This window comes from Streptomyces aureocirculatus (genome assembly GCF_000720475.1).
Taxonomy (GTDB): domain Bacteria; phylum Actinomycetota; class Actinomycetes; order Streptomycetales; family Streptomycetaceae; genus Streptomyces; species Streptomyces aureocirculatus.
Genome location: NZ_JOAP01000035.1, coordinates 42,215 through 57,724 on the forward strand (window position 1 = coordinate 42,215; position 15,510 = coordinate 57,724).

The 15,510-nt window shown below is 69.2% G+C and carries 12 protein-coding genes and 4 tRNA genes; 8 read left to right on the forward strand and 8 right to left on the reverse strand.

Features of this window, described 5'->3' with window-relative positions:
- The first annotated feature begins 54 nt into the window (after positions 1-54).
- The 3 genes from IG78_RS0128300 (at position 55) to IG78_RS0128310 (ending at position 342) form a co-directional block, all read left to right on the forward strand.
- Positions 55-127 (forward strand) — tRNA-Glu (locus tag IG78_RS0128300).
- A gap of 38 nt (positions 128-165) precedes the next feature.
- Positions 166-240 (forward strand) — tRNA-Asp (locus tag IG78_RS0128305).
- 28 nt (positions 241-268) lie between these two features.
- Positions 269-342, forward strand: a tRNA-Phe gene (locus IG78_RS0128310).
- A 404-nt stretch (positions 343-746) separates the two neighbouring features.
- Here IG78_RS0128310 and IG78_RS0128315 read toward each other — a convergent pair.
- The 3 genes from IG78_RS0128315 to IG78_RS49475 form a co-directional block, all read right to left on the reverse strand.
- The gene (locus IG78_RS0128315) at positions 747-1,580 is read right to left on the reverse strand and encodes a cytochrome c biogenesis CcdA family protein (protein WP_030568155.1); all 834 of its coding nucleotides are present in this window, start codon (positions 1,578-1,580) and stop codon (positions 747-749) included.
- Positions 1,577-2,410, reverse strand: a complete 834-nt coding sequence (locus IG78_RS0128320; RefSeq protein WP_030568157.1) for a DsbA family protein — start codon at positions 2,408-2,410, stop codon at positions 1,577-1,579. The genes IG78_RS0128315 and IG78_RS0128320 overlap by 4 nt, the downstream gene beginning before the upstream one ends.
- A 69-nt stretch (positions 2,411-2,479) precedes the next feature.
- A complete protein-coding gene (locus tag IG78_RS49475) occupies positions 2,480-2,770 on the reverse strand; it encodes a hypothetical protein (RefSeq protein ID WP_157855891.1) in 291 nt (96 codons plus the stop codon).
- A 251-nt stretch (positions 2,771-3,021) separates the two neighbouring features.
- On the opposite strand from IG78_RS49475, the gene hrpA reads away from it, so the two are divergent.
- The 3 genes from hrpA to IG78_RS46420 all read left to right on the forward strand — a co-directional run bounded on the left by hrpA (position 3,022) and on the right by IG78_RS46420 (position 7,661).
- Complete coding sequence (gene hrpA, locus IG78_RS0128325; protein ID WP_030568159.1) at positions 3,022-6,975, forward strand: ATP-dependent RNA helicase HrpA; 3,954 nt, start codon at positions 3,022-3,024, stop codon at positions 6,973-6,975.
- Between the two features lie 107 nt (positions 6,976-7,082).
- Positions 7,083-7,157, forward strand: a tRNA-Asp gene (locus IG78_RS0128330).
- A gap of 306 nt (positions 7,158-7,463) precedes the next feature.
- Entirely contained in the window at positions 7,464-7,661 is a 198-nt protein-coding gene (locus IG78_RS46420) for a DUF6274 family protein (protein ID WP_078965701.1), read from the forward strand.
- 576 nt (positions 7,662-8,237) lie between these two features.
- Here IG78_RS46420 and bldC read toward each other — a convergent pair.
- On the reverse strand, positions 8,238-8,444 hold the full coding sequence (gene bldC / locus IG78_RS0128335; protein WP_003949541.1) for a developmental transcriptional regulator BldC: 207 nt from the start codon (positions 8,442-8,444) through the stop codon (positions 8,238-8,240).
- A gap of 478 nt (positions 8,445-8,922) precedes the next feature.
- A complete protein-coding gene (locus IG78_RS0128340) occupies positions 8,923-9,822 on the reverse strand; it encodes a DUF8083 family protein (RefSeq protein ID WP_030568162.1) in 900 nt (299 codons plus the stop codon).
- A gap of 236 nt (positions 9,823-10,058) precedes the next feature.
- On the opposite strand from IG78_RS0128340, the gene IG78_RS0128345 reads away from it, so the two are divergent.
- Together IG78_RS0128345 and IG78_RS0128350 are read left to right on the forward strand one after the other, a co-directional pair.
- Complete coding sequence (locus IG78_RS0128345) at positions 10,059-11,141, forward strand: Leu/Phe/Val dehydrogenase (RefSeq protein ID WP_030568164.1); 1,083 nt, start codon at positions 10,059-10,061, stop codon at positions 11,139-11,141.
- A 311-nt stretch (positions 11,142-11,452) separates the two neighbouring features.
- Positions 11,453-11,704, forward strand: coding sequence for a DUF3073 domain-containing protein (locus tag IG78_RS0128350; protein WP_030568166.1), 252 nt, complete (start codon positions 11,453-11,455; stop codon positions 11,702-11,704).
- A gap of 177 nt (positions 11,705-11,881) precedes the next feature.
- On the opposite strand, the gene purM is transcribed toward IG78_RS0128350, so the two are convergent.
- The 3 genes from purM to IG78_RS0128365 all read right to left on the reverse strand — a co-directional run bounded on the left by purM (position 11,882) and on the right by IG78_RS0128365 (position 15,458).
- Positions 11,882-12,955, reverse strand: a complete 1,074-nt coding sequence (gene purM / locus IG78_RS0128355) for a phosphoribosylformylglycinamidine cyclo-ligase (protein WP_030568168.1) — start codon at positions 12,953-12,955, stop codon at positions 11,882-11,884.
- 36 nt (positions 12,956-12,991) lie between these two features.
- Entirely contained in the window at positions 12,992-14,518 is a 1,527-nt protein-coding gene (gene purF, locus IG78_RS0128360; protein ID WP_030568170.1) for an amidophosphoribosyltransferase, read from the reverse strand.
- Between the two features lie 127 nt (positions 14,519-14,645).
- Positions 14,646-15,458, reverse strand: a complete 813-nt coding sequence (locus IG78_RS0128365; protein WP_225882275.1) for an META domain-containing protein — start codon at positions 15,456-15,458, stop codon at positions 14,646-14,648.
- Between the last annotated feature and the right edge of the window lie 52 nt (positions 15,459-15,510).

Consider the following 15,510-nt stretch of genomic DNA (forward strand, 5'->3'; position numbering starts at 1 on the left):
CCATATGCTTCTCACGTCCCCGACGCGCTGCAAAGCGCCCACGGCGGGCCCTTAGCCCTCATCGTCTAGTGGCCCAGGACGCCGCCCTTTCAAGGCGGTAGCACGGGTTCGAATCCCGTTGGGGGCACGCAACACCTGTGCGAGACTAGTGCTCGCACAAAGCTTGGTCCTGTGGAGCAGTTTGGAGTGCTCGCCACCCTGTCAAGGTGGAGGCCGCGGGTTCAAATCCCGTCAGGACCGCTTGCGATTTCCGCTCGCGGGGTCGCGTGGCTGGGTAGCTCAGTTGGTACGAGCGATCGCCTGAAAAGCGATAGGTCGCCGGTTCGATCCCGGCCCCAGCCACCTTTCCCCGAAGGCCCCGTCCACCTGGACGGGGCCTTCGGCGTACCCCCCCCCGGGGTCGGCCTGGGCTACGCCCCACCCCCTAAAGAACGGGCACCCGGCAGGTGGGCTGTGCCCACCCGTTCCGCCCCTGGCGGACCAGTTGCCCACAGCGAGGGCGGACCAGTTGCCCACAGCGAGGGCGGGGTAGTTGGCCGCGGCGGGAGCCACAGACGAGCCGGGAGTCGCCATCGAACCGGAGGGGTCGTGGCGGTATGACCGAGCGCAGCGTGCCAAGCAACACACTTACGGTGCGGGGAAGCCAGGGAGTGTCCACTACGCGAGCACGGCCATACCGCCACGACCCCGCCACCCCCACAACCGGAAAGGCGAAAACGACCGTCGCCGCAGACGAGGCCCAGATCTCAGGCGTCCGACTCGGACTCGACGGAACGCCGCCGAACAAGCACCACCAACCCCACCACCACCACGACCCCCACCAGCAGCACCCAGTCAGGCACCGCGTCCCCGAACCGCGAAGCCCACTCCTGCACGGCGAACGAGTCGTCCACATCCAGCAGCCCCGGCAGCGCGGCAGCCCCGTCGTACGCCAGGAACAACCCCCCGAGCAGCACGAAGAACAGCCCCGAGAGCACCGACGTCGTATGCAGCTCGAACCGCCCGACCCGGAACACCCGCCCCCGAAGCCACCCCCGCCGCCCCAGCTCGAACCGCTCCCACAACACGGCAAGCACGAACAGCGGCACAGCCATCCCGAGGGCGTACACGGCAAGGAGCGCGCCCCCGTACACGGGAGAGCCACTCACGGCCGCCACGGTCAGCACGCTCCCGAGGATCGGCCCGGCACAGAACCCGGCAAGCCCGTACACCGCCCCGAGCGCGTACACGGACAGAGCCGTGGTCGGCCGGATCCGCCCGGACAGCTCAACCATGCGCCGCGAGGCGAATCCAAGCCCCACCACCTGCGCGACACCCAGCGCGATGATCAGCCACCCGGCCCAGAAGACCAACTGCTCCCGGTGCCCGAAGAAGAACCGCCCGGCCACGGACCCGGCGGCCCCCAGGGGCACCAGCGTCGTGGCGAGCCCGGCGTAGAAGATCCCGGTACGGGCGAGCAGCCGCGAAGTGGAATCGATCGAGTAGGCGAAGAAGGCGGGCAGCAACAGAGCGCTGCACGGACTGACCAACGCGAGCAACCCCGCCAGAAAGGCAGCGAAGTACCCCACATCGGAGGTCACTTGCCGCTCCCCTCACCGGAGGAGGGGGAGGAAGGGGAGTCGGGAGAGGAAGGAGAGGCGGCAGCCGCAGCCTCGATGGCCCGCTCGAACACGGCGTCAGGCTGCGCCCCGGCAATAGGCTGCCCGTTGACGAGGAAGGACGGCGTGGAGGCGGCGCCGAGCTTGTACCCCTCTTCCTGGTCCTTCTTCACGGCGTCCCGAGCAGCCCCACTGTCCGCGTCCTCGGCGAACCGCTCCACGTCCTTGACCCCGGCCGCACGGGCGAGCTCCTTCAGGCGCCCCTCCCCGAAACCCTTGTCCTTGGCGCCGTCCGCGTACGCGGCTTCGTGGAACTGCCAGAACCGCCCCTGCCGCCCGGCGGCCCAGGCGCCACGGGCGGCCCGCTCGGAGTCCTCACCGAAGATGGGGAAGTTCCGCCACTCGATGCGCAGGGTCCCGTCCTCCACGTATTTTTTCACCAGGTCGGGCTCGGTGTCGCGGGCGAACTTCCCGCAGAAGCCGCACTTGAAGTCGGCGTACTCGATCATGACGACGGGGGCATCGGCCTTGCCCTGGGCGAGCGGGTCCTCGGCGTCGCGCCGGGCGAGGGCTTCGAGCTCGGGGTAGGCACCCTTGCGGGGGGCGGCGGAGGAACCCCCGGAGGACCCGGAGGACCCGGAAGACGCAGCCGAGTCCCCCTTCTCGGCGGTGGCGACGGACGGCTCTTCCGGCTTGGTGGCGGTGTACGAGGCGAACCCGAGCAGACCGGCGGCGAGGGCCACGCCGACGACGACGGCGATGTTCTTCTTCTTACGGGCGGAAGGCGACGTTTTGCGGGCGGAAGACGACATGGGGCTGCACTTCTCCTGTTACTGCATGTATGCGTGACAAATGGGACTTCCAGGACATATGGCGATGTCCTACACGCGCAGAACGGAGAGATCTATCGGCGAGGGCGGCACAAGGCCGGGCGGGGCCCGCCCAGGCATGAGGCACAGCACGGCCTGGTCGGCGCCCCAGGCGGAAGAAGTGGCGGCACGGTTGTCGTAGAGGGCGGGAAGCAACTCGTAGGAGGAGGGGAACCGCGGCGGAGCGGCGGGCCGCTGCCCGTCGTCCTTCGGGCTTCGCCCGCAGCCGGGCACATCGCGCTGATCCCCGGCCCCGGCACGGATCGTGTCACCGCCCCCAGCCCGCACATCAGCAGAGCTCAAAGCCGAAACGGAACGCAGAGCCCCGGCGGAGCCCAGACCCCCGGCACCCGGACCGGAAGCCCCAGCGGAACCCGGAGCCCCGACAGAACCGCACAACACCCCCACCCCGAGCACAACGACCAGCACCCCCACCAGGGAGCACCACGCAAGCCGCGCTCGGGACCACATGCCCGGAATCGTACGTGCTCTCCCGTGCCCCACGGGAAATCAGTTGGCCGTTCCCGAGCCGCGGGTGAGATCCTGGACTGCGTATGTCTACGCAGCCCGCCCTCACCCTCGACGCCCTCGCCCCCCGCCTGACGGAGCTCTCGCTGCGCGACGAGCACCGCATCGGCCGGCGGCTCGAAGGCGCGCGCCGCATCCGCAAGCCCGAGGCCCGTGCCGCCGTCCTCGCGGAGGTCGCGCAGGACGTGGAGAAGGCGGCGGCCAGGATGGCGGGCCGTGCCTCGGGCGTGCCCGCGATCACGTACCCCGAGCAGCTCCCGGTCAGCCAGAAGAAGGACGACATCCTTCAGGCGATCCGCGACCATCAGGTCGTGATCGTCGCGGGCGAGACCGGTTCGGGCAAGACCACGCAGATCCCCAAGATCTGCCTTGAGCTCGGCCGCGGCGTACGCGGCCTGATCGGCCACACGCAGCCGCGCCGCCTCGCGGCCCGCACGGTGGCGGAGCGGGTGGCGGAGGAGCTGAGAACGCCGCTGGGCGAGGCGGTCGGCTGGAAGGTCCGCTTCACCGACCAGGTGAATCAGGACAGCACGTACGTGAAGCTGATGACGGACGGCATCCTGCTGGCCGAGATCCAGACGGACCGCGAGCTGCGCGCGTACGACACGATCATCATCGACGAGGCCCATGAGCGCAGTCTCAACATCGACTTCCTGCTCGGCTACCTCGCCCAGTTGCTGCCGAAGCGCCCGGACCTGAAGGTCGTGATCACCTCCGCGACCATCGACCCGGAGCGTTTCTCGCGCCACTTCGGGGACGCCCCGATCGTGGAGGTGAGCGGACGGACGTACCCGGTGGAGGTCCGCTACCGCCCGCTCCTGGAGGAGGAGGGCGACGACCCGGACCGCGACCAGATCACGGCGATCACGGACGCGGTGGAGGAGCTCCAGGCGGAGGGCAAGGGCGACATCCTGGTCTTCCTGTCCGGCGAACGCGAGATCAGGGACACGGCGGACGCGCTGAACAAGAAGAACTACAAGTTCACGGAAGTCCTCCCCCTCTACGCCCGCCTGTCCCACGCCGAGCAGCACCGCGTGTTCCAGCGGCCCGGCGCGGGAACAGCCCGAAGAATCGTCCTTGCGACGAACGTCGCCGAGACGTCCCTGACGGTTCCTGGCATCAAGTACGTGATCGACCCGGGTACGGCCCGCATCTCGCGCTACAGCCACCGCACGAAGGTGCAGCGCCTGCCGATCGAGCCGGTCTCGCAGGCCAGCGCCAACCAGCGCAAGGGCCGCTGCGGCCGCACGTCGGACGGCATCTGCGTCCGGCTGTACTCCGAGGAGGACTTCGAGGCCCGCCCGGAGTTCACGGACGCGGAGATCCTCCGTACGAATCTGGCGTCCGTCATCCTCCAGATGACCGCGGCCGGCCTCGGCGACATCGAGAAGTTCCCGTTCATCGACCCGCCGGACCACCGCAACATCCGGGACGGCGTGCAGCTCCTTCAAGAGCTCGGTGCGCTCGACCCCACCCAGAAGGACCCGAAGAAGCGGCTGACGCAGCAGGGCCGCAAGCTCGCCCAGCTCCCCGTGGACCCCCGGCTCGCCCGGATGGTCCTGGAGGCCGACAAGAACGGCTGTGTGCGCGAGGTCATGGTGATCGCCGCGGCGCTGTCCATCCAGGACCCGCGGGAGCGCCCGGCCGACAAGCAGACACAGGCCGACCAGCAGCACGCCCGCTTCAAGGACGAGACGTCCGACTTCCTGGCGTATCTGAACCTGTGGCGGTACGTGCGCGAGCAGCAGAAGGAGCTCGGCTCGTCCGCGTTCCGCCGCATGTGCAAACGCGAGTATCTGAACTTCCTGCGCATCCGCGAGTGGCAGGACATCTACTCCCAGTTGCGTACGGTGGCCAAGCAGATGGGCATCCATCTGAACGACGAGGACGCCGCCGACCAGCGCGTGCACGTCTCGCTCCTCGCGGGCCTGCTGTCCCACGTGGGCATGAAGGACGTGAAGGAGGGCGCGAAGAACGACTACTTGGGCGCCCGTAGCGCGAAATTCGCGATCTTCCCGGGCTCCGCCCTCTTCAAGAAGCCCCCGCGCTTCATCATGTCGGCCGAGCTGGTGGAGACGTCCCGGCTGTGGGCCCGCGTCAACGCGAAGATCGAACCGGAGTGGATCGAGCCGCTCGCGCAGCACCTGCTCAAGCGCACCTACAGCGAGCCGCACTGGGAGAAGGACCAGGCGGCCGTGATGGCGTACGAGAAGGTCACGCTGTACGGCGTCCCGATCGTCACCGACCGCAAGGTGAACTACGGCCGCATCGACCCTGAGACGAGCCGCGACCTTTTCATCCGCAACGCACTCGTCGAGGGCGACTGGCGTACGCACCACAAGTTCTTCGCCGCCAACCGCAAGCTGCTCACCGAGGTCGAGGAGCTGGAGCACCGCGCGCGGCGCCGCGACATCCTCGTCGACGACGAGACGCTGTTCGACTTCTACGACCAGCGGGTGCCCGCACATGTGGTGTCGGGGGCGCACTTCGACTCCTGGTGGAAGAAGAAGATCCACGAGGAACCGGAGCTGCTCGACTTCGAGCGGTCGATGCTCATCAACGAGCGCGCCGGTGATGTGTCGAAGAACGACTATCCGGACACCTGGCGGCAGGGGCCGCTGAAGTTCCGGGTCACGTACCAGTTCGAGCCGGGCGCGGACGCGGACGGCGTGACCGTGCACGTACCGCTCCAGGTGCTCAACCAGGTCGCGCCCGACGGCTTCGACTGGCAGATCCCGGGCCTGCGCGAGGACGTCGTGACGGAGCTGATCCGCTCCCTGCCGAAGCCGATCCGCCGCCACTACGTCCCGGCGCCCAACTACGCCAGGGAGTTCCTGCAGCGGGCCACGCCCTTGCAGGAGCCCCTGCACGTCACGCTGGCGCGTGAGCTGCAGAGGATGGTCGGGGTGCCGGTGCACGGCGACGACTTCGACCTGACCCGCGTACCGGACCATCTGAAGATCACCTTCCGGATCACCGACGAGCGGCGCCGCAAGCTGGCCGAGGACAAGGACCTGGAGGTCCTGAAGCTCCGCTTGCAGCCGAAGGCCCGCAAGGCCCTGTCACAGGCGGCGGCCGCGACGGCCGAGCGCTCGGGCGGAGAGTCCGTGGAGCGCGCCGGCCTCACGGACTGGACGATCGGCACGCTCTCGCGCGTCTTCGAGGCCCGCCGGGCGGGACAGCCGGTGAAGGCCTATCCGGCCCTGGTCGACGACGGTGACACCGTCTCCGTACGCCTCTTCGACACCGAGGCGGAGCAGGCGCGAGCGATGTGGCGCGGCACCCGCCGCCTCATCCTGCGCAACATTCCGGTGAACCCGGGCAAGTTCGCCCAGGACAAGCTCACCAACCAGCAGAAGCTCGCCCTGTCGGCGAACCCGCACGGCTCCATGCAGGCGCTCTTCGACGACTGCGCGCGGGCGGCGGCGGACAAGCTCATGGGGGACTTCGGCGGGCCCGCGTGGGACGAGGAGTCGTACCGCAAGCTGTACGAGAAGGTGCGCGCCGAGATCGTCGACGCGACCGTGCACACGGTCACGCAGGTCCAGCAGGTCCTCGCCGCCTGGCAGGCCTGTGAGCGGCGCCTGAAGTCCACGAAGAGCCAGGCGCTGCTTCCCAACCTCGCGGACGTGCGCGGGCAGCTCGACGCCCTCGTCAAGCCCGGCTTCGTCACGGAGACGGGTGTGCGCCGGATGCCCGACCTGATGCGCTACATGGTCGCCGCCGACCGTCGGCTCCAGCAGATGCCGACGAACGTCCAGCGCGACACCACGCGCATGGAGAAGGTCCGCGAGATGCAGGACGAGTACGCCTGGCTGCTCGAACAACTGCCGCAGGGGCGGCCGGTGCCGCGGGAGGTCCTGGACATCCGTTGGATGATCGAGGAGTTGCGGGTCAGCTACTTCGCGCACGCGCTCGGCACGGCGTACCCCGTCTCCGACAAGCGCATCGTGAAGGCGATCGACGCCGCCGCACCGTAGCCACGGAGCCGTGACCGTCCACTCACACAGAGCGAGTTCGACCAGGGACCCGAGCTGCTGTACAGTCTTTTTCGCAGCCCAGAGAGGCAATCGGAGCTGCGAAACCTGGTCCTGTGGAGCAGTTTGGAGTGCTCGCCACCCTGTCAAGGTGGAGGCCGCGGGTTCAAATCCCGTCAGGACCGCAGTAATGAAGTGGGCCGTACCCTCCGGGGTACGGCCCACTTCGGCGTCCAGCCCGAGCACGCCACACAGCCCGGCCCCTCGCCACCCTGCCAAGGTGGAGGCCGCGCCCGCGGCGCAGCCGCAATCGACACAGCAAATCCCGTCAGGACCGCAAGAACCAAGCGAGCCACACCCTCCGGGGCGCGGCCCACTTCGGCGTTTGCCTGCGATGCGCGCCCCGCGAGGGAACGGCAGGCTTGACGGCGTCACATTCCGCCGGTACCCCGGAGAGGGGAGCGAGCCGCGCGCTCCCGAGGAGGTGGCGCATGTCCGCAACCGCCCGGCACGAGACCCGTGCCCTGCTGCGCGCTCATCTCGCAGCGGCCACCCGCTATCGCCATCTGACCCGGCACTGTCCCATCTGCCACCGACTCCTGCGCCTCGCCATGGAGCCCTCCAGTGAGGCCACAGAGGCTCCTGAGGCGGATGTGGCATGTGAGGACGAAAGACCCCCCAAGGCATGACCAAAGGCGCCACGCGGACCGCCTGCCGGGTGGGAAGCTGAGCGGGTGAGCGGGCGGCCCCACCGGGCGCCGACGCCCCGCGCCGACCCGCGCCGGCCGGCACCGAACGCACCGCCGACCCCAATAGCGCACCGGCAGCGGGGCCAACAAGCTGCGGCCCGTGTGACGGTAGTCACCGAACGAGTTTCAAGAACCCCGGAACTTACCCCCGCCCTACACCACGTCAATCAAATATGTGCCATTGCACCTGCCGCCGCGCCGCCTTGACGACGCGCCGACAGGGCCGCCCAGGGATCAACAGGACGGCCCACAGAGGCCCCCAACAGCGCGCACAGGCGTCCACGGGGACTCCTGCCCAGGGGGTGCGGGCACAAAAAAAGATCGCGCTGGACCCGGCGGAGTCCAGCGCGATCGACGACTCACCCAAGCGGTTCGGGCGTGGGGCCCGTTGGGGCGGGTCCCGTGTCGCGTAGAGCCATATGTCGGACGTTACGGCCAGGTTGGGGGACCCGGCAGCGGTGGAACCTGTCGTCCCATGTGTACTGCTTACTACTGCTTACTGCACAAACGCCCTGCTCAGGCCTCGCTGCGCTGCTGCGGGATGCCCGCAAGCAGAGCGCGGACCTCAGCCTCGCGGTAACGACGGTGCCCGCCGAGCGTACGAATCGACGTGAGCTTGCCAGCCTTGGCCCAGCGCGTGACCGTCTTCGGGTCGACGCGGAACATCGTGGCAACCTCAGCCGGGGTCAGCAGCGGCTCGGCATCAGGGGTGCGAGCGGTCATGAGCGGCCTCCTCGGGAGAACCGAACCTTCTCGGTTCATTCCTCTAAATTCTGCACCTTGACCCGCGTTGCCCGAAATGGCGGACGCGGGTCGAGTCGGTTATAGGACGAACGGCTTGTCCTCGGCACTACAACTACACCATCCGTCCAGCCACGTCGGCCAAACCGATGGAATTGCCCTCCCAGGTGTCCATCCGCGACGGAAGCCGATGGACCATGCCATAGCGGACAGTCACGTCACAGTGACGATCAGTCACAGAGCGATCAGGAGTCAACAGACCCCCCATAGCGCGCAATGCCAAGTATTCCGCCCTTAGTTGGACGGAAGGAACCCTGTCCGGACTCCTTGTCCTATTTTGGCATGAGGAGGGGCGATCAGCGCAAGAGCGAGTTAAGTGCGGTCCATCACCCTTGAGGCAAAGGCCCGGATCGGGACCTACGTCCCGTTGCCGGGACACGGCCGTCCGGAGCCGGGCTCATCAGTTCGAGAACTGTCGCTCCCGGACCGCCCGCCAGCGCTCCACGAGCCTCGCATACGCCTCGCCGGCCCCCACCCCGTCGCCGGCCCGCAGCGCCTCGATCCCGGCGGCCACATCCCCCGCCGAGTGGTCGTCGGCCAGCATGTCGTCCGGCAGCGCGTGCACCAGACCGCCGTAGTCGAGCTCCACGAGGGAGCGCGGGTGGAACTCCTCCAGCCAGCGCCCCACGTCCACGAGGCCGTCGATGAGCGCCCCCTCGTCCATGGCGTCGCGCAGCGCCTTCAGGCCGCGCGCCACCCGGCGCCGCGCCTGCACCATCGGCGTGCGGTACCGCAGCACCGGCGCCCCGCTCCCGGGGGGCTCGGCGGCGTGCGCGGGCTCCGCGGCGTCCGCGTCCCCGGTGGCGGCCTTGGGGAAGGGCTCGTAACAGCGCTCCTCGTCCGTGACGAGCACGAACCACGGCATCGGCACATGCCAGGTCGCCGAGCGGATCCAGGGGCGTGCGTCGGGGTTCTCCGCCAGCCACTGCTCGTAGTCCGCGGCGGCCTGCCGGCGCACCACCGGCGGCAGGACCGCGTCGAGGACCGGCGTCGGCAGTTGCCCGCCGAGGTCGCCAAGGGCCTGCCAGCCCCGCAGCCGGGTGCGCCAGGGGCAGACGCACACCACCCCGTCGAGCTCCACCACGAACGCGTCGCTGCTCTCGTGCACCGGCACGGGAACGGGCGGCGTGGGCACCAAGTCGGCCAGTGAGCGGCGGAGTTCGTCCTGGTACGAGGGGCGGTCCGGGCGCCGGGCGTAGCGCGCCCAGTGGCTGCGTTCGGGCTCGGGGAAGGCAGCGAGTGGCTCATACACACGCAAGTACGACGCGTACGGGACGATCACCGAGGACACCTTGGGCACGGCTCCTCACCTCCCCCGCGGACCAACTGGAAAACACTGCAAATCGTGCCATGGCCGAACAGCGCCGCACTCCGTCCCGCAGCCCGCGCGCGTGAGGGCGGTGGCGGCCGGACAGAGTGATGCCGACCGCCGTGCGGCGGACGGGTCCCCTCAGGCTCTACTCTCTTGGCACACGGCGCCCGCCACCCGCACGGGCCACCCGTCCAACCGCCGCTATGTAACCGGGAGTCACCACCGTGACCGATGTAACCGACGGCGTCCTGCACACCTTGTTCCACTCGGATCAAGGGGGTCATGAGCAGGTCGTGCTGTGCCAGGACCGCGCCAGCGGACTCAAGGCCGTCATCGCCATCCACTCCACCGCCCTGGGCCCCGCCCTCGGCGGCACGCGCTTCTACCCCTACGCCACCGAGGAAGCGGCCGTCGCCGACGCGCTCAACCTCGCGCGCGGGATGTCGTACAAGAACGCCATGGCCGGACTCGACCACGGCGGTGGCAAGGCGGTCATCATCGGTGACCCCGACAAGATCAAGAGCGAAGAGCTGCTGCTCGCCTACGGCCGCTTCGTGGCCTCACTCGGCGGCCGGTACGTGACGGCCTGCGACGTCGGCACCTATGTCGCGGACATGGACGTGATCGCGCGCGAGTCCCGCTGGACCACCGGGCGCTCCCCGGAGCACGGCGGCGCCGGGGACTCCTCGGTGCTCACCGCCTTCGGTGTCTTCCAGGGCATGCGGGCCTCCGCCCAGCACCTGTGGGGCGAGGCGTCGCTGCGCGGCCGCAAGGTCGGGGTCGCGGGCGTCGGCAAGGTCGGCCACATCCTCGTGGAGCACCTGCTCAAGGACGGCGCCGAGGTCGTGATCACCGACGTCCGCGAGGACTCGCTGCTGCGCATCACCAGCAAGCACCCCGAGGTCACCGCGGTCGCCGACACCGAGACGCTGATCCGCACCGAGGGACTCGACGTGTACGCCCCGTGTGCGCTCGGCGGCGCGCTCAACGACGACACCGTGCCGGTGCTCACCGCCAAGGTGGTCTGCGGCGCCGCCAACAACCAGCTCGCGCACCCAGGCGTCGAGAAGGACCTCGCGGACCGCGGGATCCTCTACGCGCCCGACTACGTGGTGAACGCGGGCGGTGTCATCCAGGTCGCCGACGAGCTGCACGGCTTCGACTTCGACCGGTGCAAGGCGAAGGCCTCGAAGATCTTCGACACCACGCTCGCCATATTCGCACGTGCGAAGCAGGATGGGATTCCGCCCGCCGCGGCGGCCGACAGGATCGCCGAGCAGCGGATCGCGGAGGCCCGCGGCCGCTGACCCGTCCGGCGCCCGGAGCACGCCCGGCGCCCCTCGGTTCCAGGCCCGCCGACGCCCTCGGGAGACAAGACTCACCCCCGTCGGCGGGTCGCCTGCCAAGAAGAGGTTAAAATCGCTGCTGACCAGCGAGGGAAGGGCACCTTGCCGGTCGTGCGCCCAGGCGCGTCCTGCGGGCGACGTACCGTACGGCCGCAGGAGCAGGTACCGTGGGAGCCCTACGGACCGGTCTCTCCATGGAGAGTCCGTTCTAGATCATGAACGCGTGTCAAGACTCTGGGGCCATGAAGCCCCGATACCGAGGGGGTCGAGCCATGGGGCGCGGCCGGGCCAAGGCCAAGCAGACAAAGGTCGCCCGCCAGCTGAAGTACAACAGCGGCGGGACTGACCTGTCGCGTCTGGCCAATGAGCTGGGCGCTTCGACTTCGCAACAGCCGCCGAATGGCGAGCCGTTCGAAGACGAGGACGAGGAAGACGACCCGTACGCGCAGTACGCGGATCTGTACAACGACGTCGAGGACGAGGACGAAGAGTCCGGCCCCTCGTCGCAGCGCCGCGGCGCTTGACCTCGCGGTTCTCGTACGTCACAGACATTCGCAGCTCGCGCATTCACCTGTAGCGACTGCACTTCACCCGGTCCGGGGTGGCAACACCGCCGGACCGGGTTTTGTGCTGTCCACGGCTGTGTACGTGAGCGGGTACGCGGGGTGCGGTGCGTGCCGCACCCCTGCGGTCCGCGGTGGCTACTTCGCGTAGTCACCCGTGAGCTCGGCGCCCGTCGCGTGGTCGCCGCGCTCGGTGATCTCGCCCGCGATCCAGGCGTCCACGCCGCGGTCGGCCAGGGTCGTCAGGGCCACGTCGGCCGACTCCTGCGGGACGACGGCGATCATGCCGACGCCCATGTTCAGGGTCTTCTCCAGCTCCAGGCGCTCGACCCGGCCCGCCGTGCCGACGACGTCGAAGACCGCGCCGGGCGCCCAGGTGGAGCGGTCCACGGTGGCGTGCAGGGCGTCCGGGATCACCCGGGCGAGGTTCGCCGCGAGACCGCCGCCGGTGATGTGGCTGAAGGCGTGCACCCGCGCCGTGCGCGTCAGCGCCAGACAGTCCAGGGAGTAGATCTTCGTGGGCTCCAGGAGTTCCTCGCCGAGGGTGCGGCCGAACTCGGGGACCTCGCGGTCCAGGGACCAGCCCGCGCGGTCGAAGACCACATGCCGGACCAGTGAGTACCCGTTGGAGTGAAGACCCGACGACGCCATGGCGATCACCGCGTCACCCTTACGGATGCGATCGGAGCCGAGCACCTGGTCCGCCTCCACGACGCCCGTGCCCGCACCCGCGACATCGAAGTCGTCGGGACCGAGCAGACCGGGGTGCTCCGCGGTCTCGCCGCCGACGAGCGCGCAGCCCGCGAGGACGCAGCCCTCCGCGATGCCCTTCACGATGGCGGCCACGCGCTCCGGGTGGACCTTGCCGACGCAGATGTAGTCCGTCATGAACAGCGGTTCGGCGCCGCACACCACGATGTCGTCCATGACCATGGCGACCAGGTCGTGGCCGATCGTGTCGTACACACCGAGCTGCCTCGCGAGGTCGACCTTCGTGCCGACGCCGTCCGTGGCGGAGGCGAGCAGCGGGCGGTCGAAGCGCTTGAGGGCGGAGGCGTCGAAGAGGCCGGCGAAGCCGCCGAGGCCGCCGAGGCCCGCGACCTCCGGGCGCTGGGTCTTCTTGACCCACTCCTTCATCAGCTCGACGGCGCGGTCGCCCGCCTCGATGTCGACGCCCGCGCTTGCGTAGCTGGCACCAGTGGTCTCAGACATGACGATGAGAACTTTCGTGTCGTACTGCGTGGGGTCTTACGGGCGGCGGATCGCGTCCGCCGCGGCGGTGGCCGCCGGGCCCGCTGCCAGCTCGGTCTCCAGGAGCTGCTTGCCGAGGAGCTCCGGGTCCGGCAGGTCCATCGGGTACTCGCCGTCGAAGCAGGCACGGCACAGGTTCGGCTTGTCGATGGTGGTGGCTTCGATCATGCCGTCGATGGAGATGTACGAGAGCGAGTCGGCGCCGAGCGACGTGCCGATCTCTTCGATGCTCATGCCGTTGGCGATGAGCTCGGCGCGGGTGGCGAAGTCGATGCCGAAGAAGCACGGCCACTTCACGGGCGGCGAGGAGATCCGGATGTGGACCTCGGCGGCGCCCGCCTCGCGGAGCATCTTGACCAGGGCGCGCTGGGTGTTGCCGCGGACGATCGAGTCGTCGACGACCACCAGGCGCTTGCCCCTGATGACTTCCTTCAGGGGGTTCAGCTTCAGCCGGATGCCGAGCTGGCGAATGGTCTGCGAGGGCTGGATGAAGGTCCGGCCGACATAGGCGTTCTTGACCAGGCCCGCGCCGAAGGGGATGCCGGACGCCTCCGCGTACCCGATCGCGGCGGGGGTGCCTGACTCCGGGGTCGCTATGACGAGGTCGGCGTCGACCGGGGCCTCGGCCGCGAGCTTGCGGCCCATCTCGACCCGCGAGAGGTAGACGTTGCGGCCCGCGATGTCGGTGTCGGGGCGCGCCAGGTACACGTACTCGAAGACACAGCCCTTGGGCTTCGCTTCTGCGAATCGGGAGGTGCGCAGGCCGTTCTCGTCGATGGCGACGAACTCGCCGGGCTCGATCTCGCGCACATAGCTGGCGCCGCAGATGTCGAGGGCCGCGCTCTCGGAGGCGACCACCCAGCCGCGCTCCAGGCGGCCGAGCACCAGCGGGCGGATGCCCTGCGGGTCGCGGCCCGCGTACAGCGTGTGCTCGTCCATGAAGACCAGGCTGAAGGCGCCCTGGACCTGGGGAAGCACCACGCCCGCGGCTTCCTCGACGGTCAGCGGCTTGCCGTCGGCGTCGGTCTGCGCGGCGAGCAGGGCCGTGAGCAGGTCCGTGTCGTTGGTGGCCGCCACGCGCGTGGTGCGGCCCTCCTGCTTGGGCAGCTCGGCGACCATCTCGGCGAGCTGCGCCGTGTTGACGAGGTTGCCGTTGTGGCCGAGGGCGATGGAGCCGTGGGCCGTCGCGCGGAAGGTGGGCTGGGCGTTCTCCCAGACGGAGGCTCCAGTGGTGGAGTAGCGGGCGTGACCGACCGCGATGTGTCCCTGGAGAGAACCGAGCGAGGTCTCGTCGAAGACCTGGGACACCAGGCCCATGTCCTTGAAGACGAGGATCTGGGAGCCGTTGCTGACCGCGATTCCCGCGGATTCCTGGCCCCGATGCTGGAGGGCGTAGAGCCCGAAGTACGTGAGCTTTGCGACCTCTTCGCCCGGAGCCCAGACACCGAAGACGCCACAAGCGTCCTGGGGGCCTTTCTCGCCGGGGAACAGATCGTGATTGAGTCGACCGTCACCACGTGGCACGACACCGAGTGTAGGCGAGATCGACCACTGGTCCGAATTGGGGATACGGGGTCGGTACGGAGGGTGAGCGTGCCGCCGGCGGCGTCAGCCGTGCGGCACGCCTGTGAACTGCGACGACAGCCTTCCCCTAGCCGGTTGCTTGCGCCTTCACCACCGTCTCGCCGGTCGTCAGCGTCAGCGTGCGGTGGTCCACCGCGTACTCGACCTTGCCCTCGAACAGCTTCAGGAGCGTGCGCTCGGTCGGCATCACGTCGCCGGGGCACATCTTCCGGGTCACCCTCGGCATGCCAAGCGCGATCTTGCCGTCCCGGGCGTCGGCGTCCGCGGTGACCGCGTTGCAGCCCAGGTTGCCCCGGACCGTGCCGTCCTTGCCGAAGGTCAGCTTGACCTTGTCGTTCAGGGCCTTCGGCAGGGAGGTCGCCGCGCCCTTGTCCCCGACCGAGGTCACGGTCCACTCGGTGCCCTTCAGCGGGGCACCGGACTCCGCGCTCAGCGCGATGCGGTCGCCTTCCGCCGTCGTCAGCGTCAGGCGTTCGTCGTCCACCTTCGCCTTGAGCTTGCCGTCCATGGCGCGGGCCAGGCGCTTCTCGAAGTCCAGGGCATCGCACGCCATCTCGGTGTGCGGGCCCGGCTCGAAGTGGACGGTGTCGCCTTCCACCGAAGCCTTGGCGCCGTATCCGTTGCAGCCGAAGTTGCCGCCGGTACCGCCCTTGCCGCCGAACTTCACGTAGGCGCCGCTGGGTGCCTGGTGTTTCCTGCCGTCGACCGTGAGGCTGTCCACGTTCCAGCGCACGCCGGTCAGGGGTGCGTCCGTGCCGCCCTTGCCGGGGGTTTCCTTGCCGGAGCCCGCTTTGTCGGAACCGCCGTCGCCGGAGCCGGACTCCGAGCCGCAGGCAGCGAGCAGCCCGGCTGCGGCGATGGCGGTGAGGGTCTGGGTCACACGCTGCTTGTACATGTCATTGTGACGAGGCGGGTCCGGGACCGGTTCCCCT

What these genes read in the sequence shown, in the direction of transcription:
- IG78_RS0128320 (WP_030568157.1), bottom strand. Translation starts at nt 2,410, where the DNA reads ATGTCGTCTTCCGCCCGCAAAACGTCGCCTTCCGCCCGTAAGAAGAAG.
- hrpA (WP_030568159.1), top strand. Translation starts at nt 3,022, where the DNA reads ATGTCTACGCAGCCCGCCCTCACCCTCGACGCCCTCGCCCCCCGCCTG.
- IG78_RS46420 (WP_078965701.1), top strand. Translation starts at nt 7,464, where the DNA reads ATGTCCGCAACCGCCCGGCACGAGACCCGTGCCCTGCTGCGCGCTCAT.
- bldC (WP_003949541.1), bottom strand. Translation starts at nt 8,444, where the DNA reads ATGACCGCTCGCACCCCTGATGCCGAGCCGCTGCTGACCCCGGCTGAG.
- IG78_RS0128350 (WP_030568166.1), top strand. Translation starts at nt 11,453, where the DNA reads ATGGGGCGCGGCCGGGCCAAGGCCAAGCAGACAAAGGTCGCCCGCCAG.
- purM (WP_030568168.1), bottom strand. Translation starts at nt 12,955, where the DNA reads ATGTCTGAGACCACTGGTGCCAGCTACGCAAGCGCGGGCGTCGACATC.